The sequence below is a fragment of the Streptomyces sp. NPDC037421 genome (assembly GCF_055602105.1).
In genome coordinates this window covers 13,296-31,324 of record NZ_JBVJWV010000020.1, presented here as the reverse complement: position 1 = coordinate 31,324, position 18,029 = coordinate 13,296, and the positions used below count along the sequence as shown (strand labels likewise).

The window sequence follows — 18,029 nt, the reverse complement described above, 5'->3', positions numbered from 1 at the left end:
AGGAGAGACCCCTTGATACGCCCCGCCGCGGGAGCGGTCGCCGCCGCCCTGGCCGTGACGCTCCTGCCCGCCCTCCCCGCGGCCGCCGCCGTGCGGGCCCCGGCACCGCCGCCGGACGCGAAACTGGCCGCCGAGCCCGCCCGGCACGACCTGACCCGCGAGCAGTTCTACTTCGTGCTCCCGGACCGGTTCGCCAACGGCGACCCGCGCAACGACCGGGGCGGGCTGACCGGCGGCCGCCTGGAGACCGGCCTCGACCCGACGGACAAGGGCTTCTACCAGGGCGGGGACCTCAAGGGGCTCACCGACCGGCTCGACTACGTCAAGGGGCTCGGCACCACCGCCATCTGGCTGGCGCCGATCTTCAAGAACCAGCCCGTGCAGGGCAAGGGCGCGGAAGCCTCCGCCGGCTACCACGGCTACTGGATCACCGACTTCACCCAGGTCGACCCGCACTTCGGCACCAACGCCGACCTGGAGCGGCTCATCGACAAGGCGCACCGGAAGGGGATGAAGGTCTTCTTCGACGTCATCACCAACCACACCGCCGACGTCGTCGACTACCGCGAGGGCTCGCACGAGTACCTGTCGAAGGGGGCGTTCCCCTACCTGACGAAGGACGGGGTCCCCTTCGACGACTCCGAATACGGCGACGGCCGCGGCGACGGGAAGGGGAAGTTCCCCACGACGGGGTCCGGCTCCTTCCCCCGCACCCCCTTCGTGCCCGAGGGCAAGAAGGACCTCAAGGTCCCCGCCTGGCTCAACGACCCGGCGATGTACCACAACCGGGGCGACTCCACCTTCGCCGGGGAGTCCTCCGGGCAGGGCGACTTCTCCGGCCTCGACGACCTGTGGACCGAGCGTCCCGAGGTCGTCAGCGGGATGGAGAAGATCTACGAGAAGTGGGTCAAGGACTACGAGATCGACGGCTTCCGCATCGACACGGTCAAGCACGTCAACACCGGCTTCTGGACCCAGTGGGCCACCGCCCTCGACAAGTACGCCGCCCAGCGCGGCCGCCCCGACTTCTTCATGTTCGGCGAGGTGTACTCCGCCGACACCGCCGTCACCTCCCCCTACGTCACCCGCGGCCGCCTCGACGCCACCCTCGACTTCCCGCTCCAGGACGCCATCCGCGCGTACGCCTCCCAGGGCGCGCCCGCCGGCCGGCTGGGCTCCGTACTCGCCGACGACTACAAGTACAGCTCCGACAAGGCCAACGCCTACGAGCAGGTGACCTTCCTCGGCAACCACGACATGGGCCGCTTCGCCTCCTTTCTGAAGCAGGACCGGCCCGGAGCGGGGGAGCGCGAGCTCCTCGACCGCTACCGGCTGGCCAACGAGCTGATGTTCCTCTCCCGGGGCAACCCGGTGGTCTACTCCGGCGACGAGCAGGGCTTCACCGGCTCCGGCGGTGACAAGGACGCCCGTGCGCCCCTGTTCGCCACCCGGGTCGCCGACTACCTGGACGACGACCAGCTCGGAACGGCGCGCACGCACGAGAGCGATGCCTACGATCCGGAGCACCCGCTCTACATGCAGATCAGTGCTCTCTCGAAGCTGACCAAGGCCCACCCCGCCCTGCGCGACGGCATCCAGAGCGAGCGCCTCGCCGATGGTTCCGCGTACGCCTTCGCCCGCACCGACCCCAAGTCCCGTACCGAGTACCTGGTCGCCGCCAACAACAGCGGCACCGCGCGTACCGTCGAGGTCGACGCTCCGCCCGGCGCCCGTTACCTCCCCCTGTACGGAGCCACCGGCCCCGCCGGCACCCCCTACGCGGCCCCCGCCCCCGTCACCGCCTCCCCGGCGGGCAAGCTCACCCTGAACCTGCCCGCCCTCGGCACGACCGTCCTCCAGGCCGCCGCCCCCCTGCCCGCCCCCGCGGCCAAGCCCGCGCTCACCCTCAAGGCCCCCGCCCCCGGCGCCACCGGCACCGTCGAGCTGTCCGCCGAGGTCACGGGCGGCGGCCCCGGCGCCCTCACCCGGGTCGTCTTCGCCGCGCAGACCGGCACCGGCAAGTGGCAGGTCCTCGGCTCCGCCGACCACGCCCCCTACAAGGTCACCCAGACCATCGAAGCGGCCACCCCCGCCGGTACGCCCCTGCGCTACAAGGCCGTCGCCGTCGACTCCGCCGGCCGCACCGCGTCCGCCCTCGCCGAGTCCGCCACCGGCCGGACCCCGCCGCCCACGCCCCCCACCGCCATCCAGCGCGACTACGCCGTCGTCCACTACAACCGCCCCGACGGCGACTACGCGAACTGGCGCCTGTACGCCTGGGGCGACCTCGCCGAAGGCGAAACCACCCCCTGGCCCGAGGGACACCCCTTCACCGGCCGCGACGCCTACGGCGCCTTCGCGTACGTCCGCCTCAAGCCCGGCGCCTCCTCCCTCGGCTACCTCGTCATCGACAAGGACGGCAACAAGGACGTCGCCGCCGACCGCACCCTCGACCTGACGAAGACCGGCGAGATCTGGCTCGAACAGGGCAAGGAACCCGCCCGCACGGACCGCCCCGCCCACCCGCCCCAGGACCAGGCCAAGGCCGTCCTGCACTACCAGCGCCCCGACGGCGCCCACGACGGCTGGGGCCTGCACGTCTGGACCGGCGCCGCCACCCCCACCGACTGGTCCAAGCCCCTCGCGCCCACCCGCACCGACTCCTACGGCGCCGTCTACGAGGTCCCCCTCGCCCCCGGCGCGACCAGCCTCAGCTACATCCTCCACAAGGGCGACGAGAAGGACCTCCCCGCCGACCAGTCCCTCGACCTGAAGGCCACCGGCCACGAGGTGTGGATGCTCGGCGGCCGTGAGAAGTACCTCCTCCCGCAGCCCGCCGGCTCCTCCGCCGCCCTCGACCTCACCAAGGCCGAGGCCGTCTGGATCGACCGCGACACCCTCGCCTGGAACGCCCCGCAGACCGCCGCCTCCCTCCAGCTCCTCGCCTCCCGCGAGGGCCGCATCACCACCGCGAACGGCGTCCTGCACGAAGCCGGCGCCCAGTGGCTGCGCCTGAACCGCTCCGCCCTCACCCCCGCCCAGAAGCAGAAGTTCCCGCACCTGGCGGCGTACACCGCCCACACCGTCGACCCCCGCGACCGCGACCGCGTACGCGAGGCCCTGCGCGGCCAGCTCGTCGCGAGCGCCCGCGCCGCCAACGGAGCCGTCCTCGCCGCCACCGGCGTCCAGCTCGCAGGCGTCCTCGACGACCTGTACGCGAACGACAGCCCGCTCGGCCCCGTCTTCAAGGACGGCCGCCCCACCCTCTCCGTCTGGGCCCCCACCGCCCAGCAGGTCGCCCTCGAAATCGACGGCCGCACCCACCCCATGCGCCGCGACGACACCACCGGCGTGTGGTCGGCGCGCGGCGAACGCTCCTGGACCGGCAAGCCCTACCGCTACGCCGTCACCGTCTGGGCACCCAGCACCCGCCAGATCGTCCGCAACCTGGTCACCGACCCCTACTCCACCGCCCTGACCACCGACTCCACCCACAGCCTCGCCGTCGACCTGGCCGACCCGAAGCTCGCCCCGCCCGGCTGGAAGGAACTGCGCAAGCCCGCGCCCGTCCCCTTCGCGAGCGCCCAGATCCAGGAGCTGCACATACGCGACTTCTCCATCGCGGACGCCACCGGCAAGCACCCCGGCCAGTACCTGGCCTTCACCGACACCGGCTCCGCCGGCATGCGGCACCTGAGCGGGCTGGCCGCCGCCGGCACCTCGTACGTCCACCTCCTGCCGGCCTTCGACTTCGGGACCGTCCCGGAGGACCCGAAGGCCCGCACCGAACCCGCCTGCGACCTGAAGGCCCACGCCCCCGACTCCGAGGAGCAGCAGGCCTGCACGGCCGCGGCCGCCGCGAAGGACGGGTTCAACTGGGGCTACGACCCGCTGCACTACACCGTCCCCGAGGGCTCGTACGCGAGCGACCCGAACGGCACCGCCCGCACCGTCGAGTTCCGCAGGATGGTCCAGTCGCTGAACGGCGCCGGCCTGCGCACCGTCATGGACGTGGTCTACAACCACACCGTCGCCGCCGGGCAGTCGGACAAGTCGGTCCTCGACCGGATCGTCCCCGGCTACTACCAGCGCCTCCTCGCCGACGGCTCCGTCGCCACCTCCACCTGCTGCTCCAACACCGCTCCCGAGAACGCCATGATGGGCCGCCTCGTCGTGGACTCCGTCGTCACCTGGGCCAGGCAGTACAAGGTCGACGGCTTCCGCTTCGACCTGATGGGCCACCACCCGAAGGCCAACGTCCTCGCCGTCCGCAAGGCCCTCGACGAGCTGACCGTCGCCAAGGACGGGGTCGACGGGAAGAAGATCGTCCTCTACGGGGAGGGCTGGAACTTCGGCGAGGTCGCCGACGACGCCCGCTTCGTCCAGGCCACGCAGAAGAACATGGCCGGCACCGGCATCGCCACCTTCTCCGACCGCGCCCGCGACGCCGTGCGCGGCGGCGGCCCCTTCGACGAGGACCCCCGCGTCCAGGGCTTCGCCTCCGGCCTGTTCACCGACCCGAACGGCTCCCCGGCCAACGGAACCCCGGCCGAGCAGCGCGCCCGCCTGCTGCACGCCCAGGACCTCCTGAAGGTCGGCCTCTCCGGCAACCTCGCCGGGTACGCCTTCACGGACTCCGCCGGCCGCCGCACCACGGGCGCCGGGGTGGACTACAACGGCGCCCCGGCCGGCTACGCGGCCGCCCCCGGCGACGCCCTCGCCTACGCCGACGCCCACGACAACGAGTCCCTGTACGACGCCCTGGCCTACAAGCTGCCCGCCGGCACGCCCACCGCCGACCGGGCCCGCATGCAGGTCCTCGCCATGGCCACCGCCGCCCTCTCCCAGGGCCCGGCCCTCTCCCAGGCGGGCACCGACCTGCTCCGCTCGAAGTCGCTGGACCGCAACTCCTTCGACAGCGGCGACTGGTTCAACGCCCTGCACTGGGACTGCCGCGAAGGCAACGGCTTCGGCCGGGGCCTGCCGCCCGCCGCCGACAACCGCGCCAAGTGGCCCTACGCGAAGCCCCTGCTGACCGGCCCGGCCCCCGGCTGCGCGGAGATCACCTCGGCCTCCGCCGCCTACCGCGACCTGCTGCGGATCCGTACGACGGAGCCCGCCTTCGCCCTCACCACCGCCGAGGCCGTGCAGCAGCGGCTGTCCTTCCCGCTGTCCGGGCCCGAGGAGACCCCGGGCGTCCTCACCATGGCCCTCGGCGACCTGGTGGTGGTCTTCAACGCCACCCCCGCCGACCAGCGCCAGCGCGTCCCCGCCCTCGCCGGCACCGGCCACGCCCTGCACCCCGTGCAGGCGGCGGGCGCGGACCCGGCGGTGAAGCGCTCGGCGTACGACCCGGCGACGGGGGAGTTCACCGCCCCGGCGCGCACGGTCGCGGTGTTCAAGCGCGGCTGACGACCGCACGACCAGGACACGGCGGTGCCGGAGGGAACTCCGGCACCGCCGTTCCGCGTCACATCAGACGTCGAGCCGCCGCTCCAGCAGGATCACCCCGTACACCCGGCCGTCCTTGCCCTCCTTCGAGGGGAACTCGCCGACCACCCGGTAGCCCGCGCTCCGGTAGTACGCCAGCAGCTTCGGGTTGGTGGACACGCAGTCCAGCCGCGCCCGCTCCCGCCCCGTCCGGGCGATCCGGTACTCGGCGTGCTCCAGGATCCGCATGCCGGCCCCGGGCGGCGCGGCCTTCCGCTCCACCATCAGCCGGTGCACGTACCCCGCCACCGGCGGCTGCACGCCCCAGGCCTCCTCGTCGGACCACCAGAGCTCGTACGCCCCCACGACCCGCCCGTCGGCGTCCTCGGCGAGCCAGACCTCACCGTCGCGCATCCGCGCGCGGAAGTGCTCGGCGTCCTTGTCGCCCGGCTTCCACTGGTCGATCCCCTGGCCGAGCATCCACCGGGCGGCCTGGTCGTGCAGCTTCACCAGCGTGGCGGCGTCCTTCTCCCCGGCCGCCCGGAACAACATCCCGTCGTCAATGATCACGCGGGCATTATCGCCAGCCGAGCGGGCGCTCAGTCTCCCCGCCCGGTCCCCGGCACGAGTGCCGCCAGCCGCCCGACCAGTTCCCCGAAGGGCCCGTCGGCCGGCTCGTCCGCCAGGATCCGTACGAGGATCCCCGCCATCTCCGCGTCGTACGCCGCGCTCACCGCCGCCAGCGCCGCGAAGTCGTGCACCAGCTGGAGTTCCAGCTCGGCCCGCGGGATCCGCCGCCCGTCCAGCCACAGCAGCGCCGTGGACTCGGCCAGCGACACCCAGGACCGTACGACCAGTTCCAGCCGGGCCGGCGGGTCCTGCACGCCGATGTGCACGAGGATCTGCTCGTACGCGGCCTGCCGGACCTCGTCGATCATCGCGTTGGCCCGGCTGCTGCCCGCCGCCGGACCGCCGCGCAGCAACGCCGAGAAGCCAGGCCCGTGTTCGTCGACGAAGGCGAAGTACCGGCCCATCACCCGCAGCAGCCGGGGCCCCAGCGGGCCCTCCTGCGGCTCGACGAACCGCGCCGCCAGCTCGTCGGCGGCCCGCCGCAGCGCGGCCTCGTACAGGCTGAGCTTGCCCGGGAAGTAGTGGTAGACGAGCGGGCGGGATATCCCGGCGGCCGCCGCGATCTCGTCGATCGACACGTCGTCGGGGGAGCGGTGGCTGAACAGCTCCAGGGCCACCCCGATCAGCTGCTGCCGCCGCTCCTCGACACCCATCCTGCGCCGCACCCCGGTTGTCATGCCGACACCCTACTTCCCGTGCGGGGGTGGGCCGTACGGGTGAAGGCCCGCCGCTAGAGGTCCAGTACGAGCCGGTCCGATTCCGCGCGGGAGACGCACAGCAGCATCGATTCCGCGCGCTCCCCGTCCGTGAGGAGCTCGTCGCGGTGGTCGACCCGGCCCGCGAGCACCCGGTGCCGGCAGGTCCCGCAGAAGCCCTGCCCGCAGGAGTACGGGGTGTCGGGCAGCACCCGGCGCACCGCCGTCAGCGCGGACTCGTCCGCCGCGACCTCCACGGTGCCTCCCGTGCGGGCGAGTTCCACCGTGAAGGGCTTGGCCTCGGCGGGGGCGGCCGCCGCGAAGCGCTCCAGCCGGACCGCGTCCGGGTCCGGTACGGCCTCGGTGACCGCCCGCATCAGGGGCTCGGGGCCGCAGCAGTAGACCAGGGTGCCCGGCCGGATCCCGGACAGCGGGGCCAGGTCGGGCAGGCCCGCCTCGTCCTCGGCGGCGACCGTCACCCGGTCCCCGTAGGCGGCGAGTTCGGGCAGGAACGGCATCGAGGCGCGCGAGCGGCCCCCGTACAGCAGGGTCCAGTCGGCGCCGGCCGCGGTCGCCGCACGGAGCATCGGCAGGATCGGGGTGATGCCGATGCCGCCCGCGACGAAGGCGTACGAGGCCGCGGGCTCCAGCTCGAACCGGTTGCGCGGCGGGCGCAGTCGCACCTCCATGCCCTCCACCAGCCGTTCGTGCGCCTCGCGGGAGCCGCCGCGGCCGTCGGCGACGAGCCGGACCGCGATCGTCCAGCGGCCCGCCTCGGCCGGGTCCCCGCACAGCGAGTACTGGCGCACCGTGCCCGACGGCAGCGTCAGGTCCACGTGCGCGCCCGGGGTCCAGGCCGGCAGCTCGTCGGACTCCAGCACCAGGCGCAGCACCCCCTCGGCCGGCTCCGTGCGCGAGACGAGCACGGCGTGCAGCGCCCGGCGCGGCGAGTACCCGGAGACCGGGTTCTCCAGCGCGGGCAGCGGCCACAGGGGGGAGCGGCCGATCCGCTTGAGCAGCGCGCGCCGGGTCAGGACGGCGGCCCCCGCCACCGCAGTGACGGCCAGGGCCCGCCTCACGGCCGCACCCCGCCGTGGGCGCCGGGCGAGGAGGCCAGGTAGGCCTGCGCCTGGGCGGTCGAGCCCTCCTGCGAGGGGTGGTAGGTGCGGGAGAGGTAGGTCGGGATGGACCGCGCCATCGCCTTGGCCGAGGGCAGTACGCCCTTGCGGCCTGCCCGCAGGAACTGCCCGTAGGAGGCCTTGGCGCCGGGCCGCTGGGGGTCGTTCTCCACGAAGAAGCGGGCGCCGCGCTGCCAGAGGAAGAGCAGGGCGGCGAAGGCGCTGGCCCAGGTCCGCACCCGGCGGCGGTAGTTTCCGTCCAGGTGCATGAAGAGGTCGAAGGCGACCGACCGGTGTTCGACCTCCTCCGCGCCGTGCCAGCGCAGCAGGTCCAGCATCATCGGGTCGGCGCCGCGCCGGTCCAGCTCCTTCGCGTTGAGCACCCAGTCGCCGAGGAAGGCGGTGTAGTGCTCGATCGCGGCGATCATCGCGACCCGCTCCATGAGCCACCACCTGCGGGCCCGTCCCGGGGGGAGGGTCCGGTCGCCGAGGAGCTTCTCGAACATCCAGTCGACCTGGGCGGTGTAGGGGGTCGGGTCCAGCCCGAGGCGCTTGAGGTGGGGGAGCACGTCGTCGTGCGCGGCGGCGTGCATCGCCTCCTGCCCGATGAAGCCGATGACGTCCGCCCGCAGCCGCTCGTCCGTGATGTGCGGGAGGGCCTGCTTGTACACGTGTACGAACCAGCGCTCACCGGCGGGCAGCAGCAGGTGCAGCACGTTGATGGTGTGCCCGGCGAAGGGCTCGCCGGGCAGCCAGTGCAGCGGGGTGTCCTCCCAGGAGAAGGACACGTTGCGGGGTTCGAGGTCTATGTGTTCCGACGCCACGGGGGCGGGGGCGGGCGGCCTATTAGACATGGCGTCAATGTACTGACGGGTACCCGCCAGGAAAACCCCTCCGCCGTCGACAATTATCAGGGTCACCTCGGCCCCGCCGCGGCCCCGGGCCGCCCCCCCCTCTGGCCCACACGGCGGCAGGAGCCGGGCCATCGGGGTGACGGGCGTGCGGTCGCCGTGACGGGGGCTCCGTGACGGGGGATGGGAAAGCGCGAACAGCTCGCCGTCGGAAGGGGACTGCCATGCAGGAGGAACCTCCTCACCAGGCTCGCAGAGCCACTGCGTGGAGGCGGCCGACAGCGGACGGGAAGCCGCGCGGCGGTACTGGGGAGGCCGGCCTGGACGCTGCTGCGATGGAGGAGGGCTGCGATGCCGGCGGCATCGCCTTGGAGCCGGGCCGGCTGTACGCCAGAGTCGCGGGAAGGGACCGCCAGGCGCGCATCCTGAGTGCAGAGGAACTGGCCGGGTTCGGGGACCCGATGGCTGATCTCTTCCGCGCCGGTGTCTTCCCTCTCACGGTCCAGGAGCTGCTCTCGAAATTTCCCGAAAGGGATCCCCCGGCACGCCAGGTGTACCTGGTGAGCGAGGCGGGTCAAATCGCACCCGCCTCCGCGCCGGGTCTGCACCGCGACATGCGCTTCGTCATCACCGACAGAGTGCGCGAAAGGGAAGTGGACCTGCTGGTCGCCACGCAGGCGACGGGTGATCCCGGACAGGCGTTCTTGCAGGTCGTTTCCTGGGACAGTCGGAAAGAAGTCTTCAATTACTACATGCGGATCGGGCCCACCTGGTTGTGGGCGGGCAACTCCTGGGACGCACTGGAGCCGGACTCCCGCGGAAAGAGCTGCTTCGACAGTCACGTGAACGGCAGCGTCGTGATGAAGGAGCTGAAGGAACCCTGGATGAACTGGCAGTCTCAGCGGGCGACCATCCAGGTGGACCCCGCCGATCCGCTGAGGGGCGACCCGCTCTACGGCCGCGTGGACGGTGCGGAGAAACTGGAGAAGACCGTCAAGGCGCTGGTGCGGCGGTGGACCAGGGCACGCCTGGCCAAGGTCACCGCCACCGGCGTCGTCATGTCGCCGCACCACCTGCTGCGACAGCTGCTGACGACCACCACCGTCAACCTCGCGTCCACCGACAGCCAGAGCGGGGCCGTCACCCCGACCGACCCGCCCTTGGTCCTCCCGATGGGATTCTGGTTGAACGCCGAGGCCCTCCTCGACAACCTGTCCCTGCGCGTGACTGCCGCACCGCCCCGCATGCCGGCTGACAAATACGTCGACAGCCTGGACCGATTCGGCCTGCATCTCAGAGAAGGCGACTTCCGGCAACCGGGCGACGCCTTCTTCGCCTTCGTGGTACCCGAGGCCTCATTCGAGGACAACGAAGTTGTCAATCAGATGGTGAGCACTGGACTGCTTTCGGCCAAGTTCGCCGCATGTATGCTCATGGTCGATTTCCCGAACCCCGTCTTCAGTCCCTCCCGGGAACAGCTCATGAAGTACGTTCCCGGCAGTCCCACTGATGGGTCCGGTCTCGGTCAGCGGATCGCGGAATCGATCACGGAGGCCGTCAAGGGGAAGAATCTTCCCGCCGAGAGCCCGGAAGGCGAATTCGCCGCCCACTGGCGCCTTTCTGATGAGGAATGGCCGACCGCCTTCACCCGGCGCGTGGATGCCTACCTGAAAGTGGTTGCGGAGCGCATCCAGACGCAAGTCGGTTTCGACGACTACATACGGCTTGCTGAATCCCGGCGCAGGCAGTTCCGCAGCATGAAACTTCACGAATTCTGCCTGACGACGCCGCACACCAACATCCCCGGCAATGCTCCGCTCCTGGCGATGTGCGAAGACGGCACTGTCAAGGAACTCGCCCCGCCGAATCAGTGAGCACGGAAGCATGCGCCCCGACCGAGGAGTCACCATGGCCACACTCGACCTGTACAACCCCCCGGGAAACCTGACAGACCTCGATGAAGACGGCCGAAAGAAATGGCACGCAAAGATCAGCCAATTCGTCGACGAGGCCATCGAAGGTCCCGGCCCGGCCGACGGGGTGCTCCATGACGGTCCCCGGCCCCAGTTCTACAACGCGACCAAGACCGCCACATCCGACGACGCCCGGGACGTGCCGGTCAGGTGGACCGCCTTCCCCCGAGCCGTCGCGGATTCCTCCGTCTCCGACACGCAGGCCTGGGAACTCGCAGACTCCACCCGTGACGTCCAGGACGAGTACTGCGAGTGGAGCGTCAGCCGCAACGCCGAAGGGAAGATCACCCGCGTCACCTTCACCTGTGAAGGCCCGGAGTACTGGGTGTCGATCGCCGAGAACAACCGCGCCAAGCTCCTGGAGCTCTACCGGACGCATGTCAGTCCTGACGTCACGGAACGAGACCTGTTTCCCGACGGGGAGACATACGACCCCCGTAATGCGTGGAACAACTCGACCAGCCGCGGCGCGATGCACCTGATCCAGAAGAGCAACACCATCGAAGCCGAGATCCAACTGGCGGCGGCAGCCACCATCCGGCGGGTGATCGACGGCAGGGAGTACACCGCCGAGGACGAACTGATCAAGTGCAGCAAATACGGCGATGCGAGCCGAAACAGCGACCCGCTCATCGGCGCGGGCGTCAACTCCCTGGCACGGCAAGGGGCCGACATCACCCTGACCGACCCGGTGGGCCTCTATCTCGGCGACCTCGCCACCGACGGCTGGGAAACACCGGACGGATCCGACCCCAAGAGTTACTGGAAGTACGTACGGGGCGACGCCGGACATCCGGTCCGCGCCGTCTACGAGGTCCCGCTCGACAAGGGGTACACCGTCGGAGACATCACCATCGGCGGCCGGCGCATCGAGTACGGGGGCCAGATCGCCGAGTTCATCACCATCCAGCTGACGGCCACCGCCTGCCGCTTCGGGAAGAGCACCGCCGAGCCGCTGACCGCATGCAGGGCGGACGCCCCTGCCCCGGCTGCGGAGCCCGCCACCTCCGCGACCGCCGGACCGCGGCACGTCGCATCCACCCGCTCCCTCCGCACGTCCCGCTGAGGCTGACCGCACCTCGGTCCGGGGGCTTCGGCCGCCGGAGTACCCGGCCCTACCGGAGCGCCCCGGCCTTGCTGCCGTCCGTCAGCTTCCCCGACAGGTCCACCTGCGCCCCCTCCGGTGCCTTCAGCGCCAGCCGGTTGCCGTTCGCGCTCCCGCTCACCCCCGCACCCGACGCCGACAGCGAGGCGAACTGCGCACTGCCCGCCGCCAGTACGTACCACTGCCCCGCGCGGGACTTCCACAGCACCCCGGCCAGCACCCGCGGCTCCCGCGGCCCGCACGCCGGGGAGCCCTCCGCCTTGGCCGCCTGTGCCGCCAGCGGTGCGCCCGGGGCCAGGAACTGGGCCTGCACCCGGTCCGCGGTGCCCTGCCAGGTCTCGGCCCGGCTGCACAGCCAGGTGGCCGTCCCGTCGCCCTCCGGCAGCGGCTGCTTCGCGTACGTCCAGGCGTTGACGGAGCGCACCCCGTGCGAGCGCACCGACGGCAGCAGGCACGCCGTCTTCGACCACTCGCCGAGCTCCGCCGCCTCCGTCACGTCCCGCGCGGCCCCGGGCGCGCCCGAGGTCAGCCGGGCCGGGGTCAGCTCGCCCAGGTCGGTCACCAGCCGGGTGGCGCCGTCGCCGGTCAGGGACAGCGCGCTCCAGCTGGTGCAGTCGCCGTTCGGGGCGGGGCCCAGCACCGGCGGGGTGACCCCGTCCGGGGTGAGCTTCAGCGCGGCCGGATCCTCGCCGGGCCTGAGCAGGTCGCGCAGGGCGGCCCCGGTCACCCAGGGGGCCGTCAGGTAGCGGACGTTGCCGTCGACCCGGCTCAGCACGAGCGCCGTCGCCGTGTCGGCCGTCGCCCCGTCGGTCCGGGCGAAGTCGAGGGCGGCGCCCGCCGTCCCGTTGCGCGGCTCGGCGTACCGGACCACGCGCAGCCCGTCGTGCAGCAGGACCACCACGGCCTGGTCGACCGTGCCCGCGAAGAGCAGCTGCGGCGGGCCCATCGGCGGCCCCGACGGGGTGCCCGGCGTCGCCGAGACCGCCACCTCCTTGCCGGGCCGGGCCCACACCGCGAGCGCCCGGCGCAGCAGCTCCGCGTCCTGGGCTCGGTCGCCGCGCGCCGGCCAGGCGGAGTAGTCCGTACGGGAGGACGTACGCCACACCGTGGGCGCCACCCGCAGCAGCTGCCCCGGGTCCAGGGCCTGTTCGGCCGCCGCGTTGCGCGCGTACAGCGGAGCTGCGGGCCCGTCCGAGCCCCAGCCCCCGCCCGGCAGCGCCAGCAGCGCCCCGCACACCGCGAGCGCGGCGGCCGCGGCCAGCCCGGCCCGCGCCAGCCGGCGCCGCCGCAGCAGGTCGGTGGGCCGGGCCTGGAGCACGCACGGGTCGAACTCGGGGGAGGCGAACAGGCCGTCGTGCGCCGGATCCCCGGACTCCGCGACCGCCGCCGCCGGGTCGGCGACCCCGGCCTCCTCGAGCACCCGGAGCACCTCCGGCCCGTCCAGCCCCTCCAGCGCCCGCAGTACGCAGGCCGCGCGGCCCGGGCCGTTCAGGGTGGCCAGCCACTGGTCCAGCGCCAGCTCCTCGGCCCCGCCCGCGCGCGGGAACAGCCGCAGCCCCCAGACCTGCGGCAGCAGCGCGGGCAGCTGCCCGCGCAGCGGGAGCGCCTTGAAGGTCAGCGGGATCCCGGCCTCCAGGGCGGAGCGCAGCACGCGCAGCCGGACGTACGCGTACCCGGACTCGGGCCCGCCCAGCCCGCCGCGCTGCGCCGGGACCCCGCCCTGCACGGCCGCCGGGTCGGCGCCCCGCCGCCCGCGCGGCAGCGCCCGCTGGGTCAGCGAGTGGGCGGTGAGCACCCGCCGGTTGCGGCCGAGGGCGGGCGGCAGCACCAGGTAGGCCAGCCGCACCAGCCGCGGGTAGTGCTCGACGATGGCGGCCTCGGCCTGCTCGACGTCGGGGGGCAGGGGGCGGGTGGCGGTATCCGGCGCAGTCACGTTCAGCAGAACGAGCGAATCGTCGGATGGTCACCCGCCTTCGCGCACCCGTTCGGGCGAATTCCGGGTTTCGAGGTGTACGCGCCGGGTTGCCGGGGTTTCGCCGGGTGCGGCCCGTCGGCCGGACCGCTCAGGCGACGAGCTTCGCGCGCAGCGCCGCCACCGTCTCCTCGGAGACGCCGAGTCCCTCGTGCACGTACTTCTCCATCGAGCCGTAGCGGACGCGGACCTCGTCCAGGCCCGCCTCCAGGTAGGAGGGGAACACCCCGATCAGCGCCAGGGCGACGTCCGGGTCCCCGCCCGCGGCGATGAAGCCCTCGATCATCGGGGCGAAGGCCTGCTTGACCGCCGGGTTCACCGACAGGTACTCGGCCATCAGGGTGTCGTCGTCGGCGCCGAGCAGTGAGAGGACCAGCGTCGCGCCCCAGCCCGTGCGGTCCTTGCCGGCGGTGCAGTGGAAGAGCAGCGGGCCCGCGTCGGGGTCGGCGGCCTCGGTGAGCAGCGTGCGGTACGCGGCCTGCGCGGACCCGGTGCTGACGAAGGAGCGGTAGACGGAGCCGAACAGGGCCTGGGCCTTGCCGCCGCCCAGGTGCTCCTCGGCCACCGCCGGGTCGCCCAGCAGGTCCTTGAGCTGGGCGGCGGCCGGCATGCGGTGGTCGCTCATCTTGTCGGCCAGCACGTCGCGCACCAGCAGCCGCACCCCGTCGGGTATCCGGTCGGGGTGGTCGGCCCGCTCGGCGTCGCTGCGCAGGTCTATGACGGTCCGCAGTCCCAGTGCCGCCACCGCCGGGTCGGCGTCGAGGTCGAGCCGGTCGAGGGCGCCCGCGCGCAGGACGAGGCCGGGGCGGACGGTGCGGCCGCCGGCGAGCGGGGTGCCACCGAGGTCGCGGAGGTTGGCGACGGTGGTGGAAGGGGTGGCGGTCATCGTGGCGGCTCCAGCGGTGAGGCTCGGGGACTGCTTGCTCGTGTTGTTCGTGCTGCTGATTGCTCATGCTGCCCGTCCCGTTTCCGGGCCTTTGGGTCAGGTATGTGCGATTTTCCGATGGTTCGATCGGGAAAGACAATCGACGGCGACCGACAGCCCTATCCCCACACCCAGTGCCACGAGGTGGCCCGCGTCGGTGAAGGTCCGCCCGCGCCGCAGCACCGGCTGCGCGGCGAGGGCCAGCAGGCCCGCCCGGGCCGCGTTGCGCACCGTCCCGCGCGGCAGCGCCGAGGTCAGGGCGCCGAGGACGGCGTTGAACCCGTAGCTCGTGCCGACGTCCAGGGCCCGGCGGGTCTGCCGGTCGGCGGTGCGGCGCAGGGCCCCGTAGACGAGGAGGGTCGCCGCGGCGTGCCCGAAGAGGAAGACGGCGGCCGTCCACCACGCCCCGTACGCGTACTCCGCGTAGCCCAGGACCGCGACCAGCAGCAGGGCGTACGGCAGCGGCATGGGTTCCTCGACCACGAAGGCACTGCTCAGCAGCGTCTCCCAGTGGCCGGTGTCGAGGTTGTCGACGTTCGTCGAGCAGCCGCGCAGCACCCGCTCCCGTTCGGCCGGATCCAGCCGTTCGAGGGCGTGGGCGCCGAGCTGGACGCCGCCCGCGTAGGCCGCTCCCAGCGGCAATGACCATGACCATGGCGATGGATTCACCGGTCCATGATCGGATACGGCCCTCTTGCGGGCGGCGGCGGGCCCCGTGAGACCATGACCGGAACATGACTGAATCCCCACCCCCTGCGCCGATGCGCGGTACGCGGGCCGCGATGTTCGCGGCCGTGTGCGTGGCATTGGGTGCGGTGGGGCATTCGTACATGTCCGGGATGAATGTCCCTCTCGGTAGTCTTCTGGCCGCCTTCGCCGTGACCGGCTCCCTCGCCTGGACCGCCGCCGGACGGCGCTGCGGACCGGCCGGGATCACCGCCGCGCTGCTCGCCGTCCAAGGGGCTCTGCACCTCGCCTTCTCCGCCGGCCAGGCCTCGGGACACGGCCACGCCGCCCCCGCGCCGGCCTACGCGCCCGAACCGATGCCCGGACACCACCACGTGCCCGGCATGCGGATGGACGCCCCCACGGGCACCGCCGCGGCCGCGGACGGCGTGGCGGGCACGGGTGACGCGACGGGCCTGGGCGACATGGCCGGCGGCATGGGCGAGATGGCCGGCATGGCGGGACACGGCGGTCTCGGGATGATCGCCGCGCACGTCCTCGCCGGGGTCTTCTGCGCCGCCTGGCTCGCCTGGGGCGAGGCCGCCGTCTTCCGGCTCGCCGCGGCCCTCGGTGCCACCGCACTGCTCGCCGCCCGGCCGCTCGCCCGCGTACTCGCGCTGCTGCGGACCCGGCCGGCCCCCGAACCGGCCCCGCCCGCGCACCGCCCCGCGTACGAACGCCCGCGCCGGCTGCGCGGAGCCGTACACGCCCACACCGCGGTCCGCCGCGGCCCGCCCGGGTGGCGCGACACCCACAGCACGGCCCCGAGGCCGTGTCGCCAGAGCCCCGCCCGGCCGACGGCCCCCGCCGCGAACGCACACCGCGTCACCACGGGCCGCCGGTGCGCCCCTTCGCGCGCGCACGCACCGGCCGGAGCGGCACCGGCGACACCAGTTCCGCACCCCGCGCGCGCCTGACCGGCGCGCTCCTGGGCGTTGGGCGGAGCGGAACCCGGGGCCGATCCCCCCTGTTTCGCCGAACCCTAGGACCGACATGTCCCTTGACGAACTTCAGGACGGCCCCGCGCGGGACGCCGAAGCGGCCGAAGCCCCGGCCAAGCCCGCCCGCCGCACCGGCGGAGGCTGGGCCGCACTGCGCCCGCTGCTCCTGCGCATGCACTTCTACGCGGGACTGCTGATAGCCCCGTTCCTCTTCCTCGCCGCCGCCACCGGCCTGCTGTACGCCGGCTCCTGGCAGGCCGAGCGCATCCTCTACTCCCACGAGCTGACCGTCGACAGCGTCGGCGAACTGGCCGTGCCGCTCAGCACCCAGGTGAAGGCCGCCCGGGCCGCCGCCCCCGAGGGCAAGGTGCTCGCCGTGTGGCCCGCGCCCGAAGCGGACGCGACCACCCGGGTCATCATGGAGAAGCCGGGTCTCGCGGAGGGCGAGACCCTCACCGTCTTCGTCGACCCCTACACGACCGACGTGCGCGGCCAGCTGACCACCTCCGGTGACGCGCTGCCGCTGCGGGCCTGGCTGAGCGAGTTCCACGCGAGCCTCCAGCTCGGGGAGTTCGGCCGCAACTACAGCGAACTCGCCGCCAGCTGGCTCTGGGTGGTCGCCCTCGGCGGCCTCGCCCTGTGGATCGGCCGCCGCCGCGCCCGCAAGGCCGACCTCGTCCTGCCCGACCGCAAGGCCACCGGCCGCCGCAAGACGCTCTCCTGGCACGGCACCGTCGGCCTGTGGGCCACCGTAGGCCTCGTCGGCCTCTCCGCGACCGGCCTGACCTGGTCGAACTACGCCGGCGAGAACATCGGTCAGCTCCAGGACCGGCTCGGCGGAGCCACCCCCTCCATCGGCGCCAAGCTGAAGCCCGGCACGGGCGCGGCCGCCGACGGTGGCGACGAGCACGCCGGGCACGTCATGACCGACGGCATGGAGATGCCCCCGCCGGCCCCCGTCACCGACATCGGCATCGACAAGGCGGTGGACGCCGCGCGGGCCGCCGGAATCACCGAGAGCCTGCGCGTGACCCTGCCGGCCAAGGGCAAGGGATACGTCGTCAAGGAGAACGACAAGACGCTGCCGGTGCACCTGGACTCCGTCGCGGTCGACCCCGCCGACGGCCGGGTCATGGACACGCTGCGCTTCGCCGACTACCCGCTGCTCGCCCAGCTGACCCGCTTCGGCATCGACCTGCACATGGGCCTGACCTTCGGCATCGCCAACCAGATCGCGCTGGCGGCCCTCGCCGTCGCGGTGATGTTCCTCGTCGTGTGGGGCTACCGGATGTGGTGGATGCGCCGCCCCACCAAGGAGAACCGCCGCTCGGTCGGCCGTGCCCAGCCGCGCGGCGCCTGGCGCAAGCTGCCGGTGACCGTGCTGCTGCCGTTCGCCTGCGCGACGGCGGTCGTGGGCTGGTTCGTCCCGCTGCTGGGGATCAGCCTGGTGGCCTTCCTCGTGATCGACCTGGCCGCCGGCTTCGCCGCGCGCCGTCGCGGGGCGGACGCCGCCGCCTGACGGGGGCTTGAACGACGGTGGGGGCGGGGGGGGGGGGGGGGGGGGGGGGGCACCCCCCCCCCCGCCCCCCGGGATTCGGGGGCCGGGGGCCGGGGGTCGGGGGTGGGGGCGGGAAGGGGTGGGGTGGGGGAAGAAGGGTTTCCT

General features: G+C 73.0%; 12 protein-coding genes. 5 read left to right on the top strand and 7 right to left on the bottom strand.

Going from position 1 to position 18,029, the window contains the following annotated elements:
- The first annotated feature begins 12 nt into the window (after positions 1-12).
- Positions 13-5,412: a pullulanase-type alpha-1,6-glucosidase gene (gene pulA, locus ACZ7IF_RS25490; RefSeq protein WP_470975452.1), complete on the top strand. Its 5,400-nt coding sequence runs from the start codon at positions 13-15 to the stop codon at positions 5,410-5,412.
- Between the two features lie 63 nt (positions 5,413-5,475).
- Here pulA and ACZ7IF_RS25485 read toward each other — a convergent pair whose 3' ends face one another.
- The 4 genes from ACZ7IF_RS25485 to ACZ7IF_RS25470 are packed head-to-tail and all read right to left on the bottom strand — an operon-like array spanning position 5,476 to position 8,727.
- Positions 5,476-6,000, bottom strand: a complete 525-nt coding sequence (locus ACZ7IF_RS25485; protein ID WP_470975449.1) for a GNAT family N-acetyltransferase — start codon at positions 5,998-6,000, stop codon at positions 5,476-5,478.
- A gap of 29 nt (positions 6,001-6,029) precedes the next feature.
- Positions 6,030-6,737: a TetR/AcrR family transcriptional regulator gene (locus ACZ7IF_RS25480; protein WP_470975446.1), complete on the bottom strand. Its 708-nt coding sequence runs from the start codon at positions 6,735-6,737 to the stop codon at positions 6,030-6,032.
- 53 nt (positions 6,738-6,790) lie between these two features.
- On the bottom strand, positions 6,791-7,834 hold the full coding sequence (locus ACZ7IF_RS25475; protein ID WP_470975444.1) for a PDR/VanB family oxidoreductase: 1,044 nt from the start codon (positions 7,832-7,834) through the stop codon (positions 6,791-6,793).
- Complete coding sequence (locus ACZ7IF_RS25470) at positions 7,831-8,727, bottom strand: metal-dependent hydrolase (protein ID WP_470975441.1); 897 nt, start codon at positions 8,725-8,727, stop codon at positions 7,831-7,833. Before ACZ7IF_RS25470 ends, ACZ7IF_RS25475 begins: the two co-directional genes overlap by 4 nt.
- A 332-nt stretch (positions 8,728-9,059) precedes the next feature.
- On the opposite strand from ACZ7IF_RS25470, the gene ACZ7IF_RS25465 reads away from it, so the two are divergent.
- Both ACZ7IF_RS25465 and ACZ7IF_RS25460 read left to right on the top strand, forming a co-directional pair.
- A complete protein-coding gene (locus tag ACZ7IF_RS25465; protein ID WP_470975438.1) occupies positions 9,060-10,598 on the top strand; it encodes a hypothetical protein in 1,539 nt (512 codons plus the stop codon).
- Between the two features lie 34 nt (positions 10,599-10,632).
- Positions 10,633-11,763 (top strand): hypothetical protein, encoded by a 1,131-nt coding sequence (locus tag ACZ7IF_RS25460; RefSeq protein WP_470975435.1) that lies wholly within the window; start codon positions 10,633-10,635, stop codon positions 11,761-11,763.
- 49 nt (positions 11,764-11,812) lie between these two features.
- On the opposite strand, the gene ACZ7IF_RS25455 is transcribed toward ACZ7IF_RS25460, so the two are convergent.
- The 3 genes from ACZ7IF_RS25455 to ACZ7IF_RS25445 form a co-directional block, all read right to left on the bottom strand.
- Positions 11,813-13,735 carry a hypothetical protein gene (locus tag ACZ7IF_RS25455; protein ID WP_470975432.1) on the bottom strand — a complete coding sequence of 641 codons (1,923 nt, stop codon included), beginning with the start codon at positions 13,733-13,735 and terminating at the stop codon, positions 11,813-11,815.
- A 130-nt stretch (positions 13,736-13,865) separates the two neighbouring features.
- Positions 13,866-14,660, bottom strand: coding sequence for a tyrosine-protein phosphatase (locus ACZ7IF_RS25450; protein ID WP_470975429.1), 795 nt, complete (start codon positions 14,658-14,660; stop codon positions 13,866-13,868).
- Between the two features lie 96 nt (positions 14,661-14,756).
- Positions 14,757-15,341, bottom strand: coding sequence for a rhomboid-like protein (locus tag ACZ7IF_RS25445; protein WP_470975426.1), 585 nt, complete (start codon positions 15,339-15,341; stop codon positions 14,757-14,759).
- Between the two features lie 197 nt (positions 15,342-15,538).
- Here ACZ7IF_RS25445 and ACZ7IF_RS25440 point away from each other — a divergent pair, with 197 nt between their 5' ends.
- Positions 15,539-16,342: a hypothetical protein gene (locus ACZ7IF_RS25440; RefSeq protein WP_470975423.1), complete on the top strand. Its 804-nt coding sequence runs from the start codon at positions 15,539-15,541 to the stop codon at positions 16,340-16,342.
- Between the two features lie 76 nt (positions 16,343-16,418).
- Positions 16,419-17,885 carry a PepSY-associated TM helix domain-containing protein gene (locus ACZ7IF_RS25435; RefSeq protein WP_470975420.1) on the top strand — a complete coding sequence of 489 codons (1,467 nt, stop codon included), beginning with the start codon at positions 16,419-16,421 and terminating at the stop codon, positions 17,883-17,885.
- Positions 17,886-18,029 lie beyond the last annotated feature (144 nt).

Excerpts from the sequence above, each read along its gene's own strand:
- ACZ7IF_RS25480 (WP_470975446.1), bottom strand. The coding sequence starts at position 6,737 with ATGACAACCGGGGTGCGGCGCAGGATGGGTGTCGAGGAGCGGCGGCAG.
- ACZ7IF_RS25470 (WP_470975441.1), bottom strand. The coding sequence starts at position 8,727 with ATGTCTAATAGGCCGCCCGCCCCCGCCCCCGTGGCGTCGGAACACATA.
- ACZ7IF_RS25465 (WP_470975438.1), top strand. The coding sequence starts at position 9,060 with ATGGAGGAGGGCTGCGATGCCGGCGGCATCGCCTTGGAGCCGGGCCGG.
- ACZ7IF_RS25460 (WP_470975435.1), top strand. The coding sequence starts at position 10,633 with ATGGCCACACTCGACCTGTACAACCCCCCGGGAAACCTGACAGACCTC.
- ACZ7IF_RS25450 (WP_470975429.1), bottom strand. The coding sequence starts at position 14,660 with ATGACCGCCACCCCTTCCACCACCGTCGCCAACCTCCGCGACCTCGGT.
- ACZ7IF_RS25440 (WP_470975423.1), top strand. The coding sequence starts at position 15,539 with ATGAATGTCCCTCTCGGTAGTCTTCTGGCCGCCTTCGCCGTGACCGGC.
- ACZ7IF_RS25435 (WP_470975420.1), top strand. The coding sequence starts at position 16,419 with ATGTCCCTTGACGAACTTCAGGACGGCCCCGCGCGGGACGCCGAAGCG.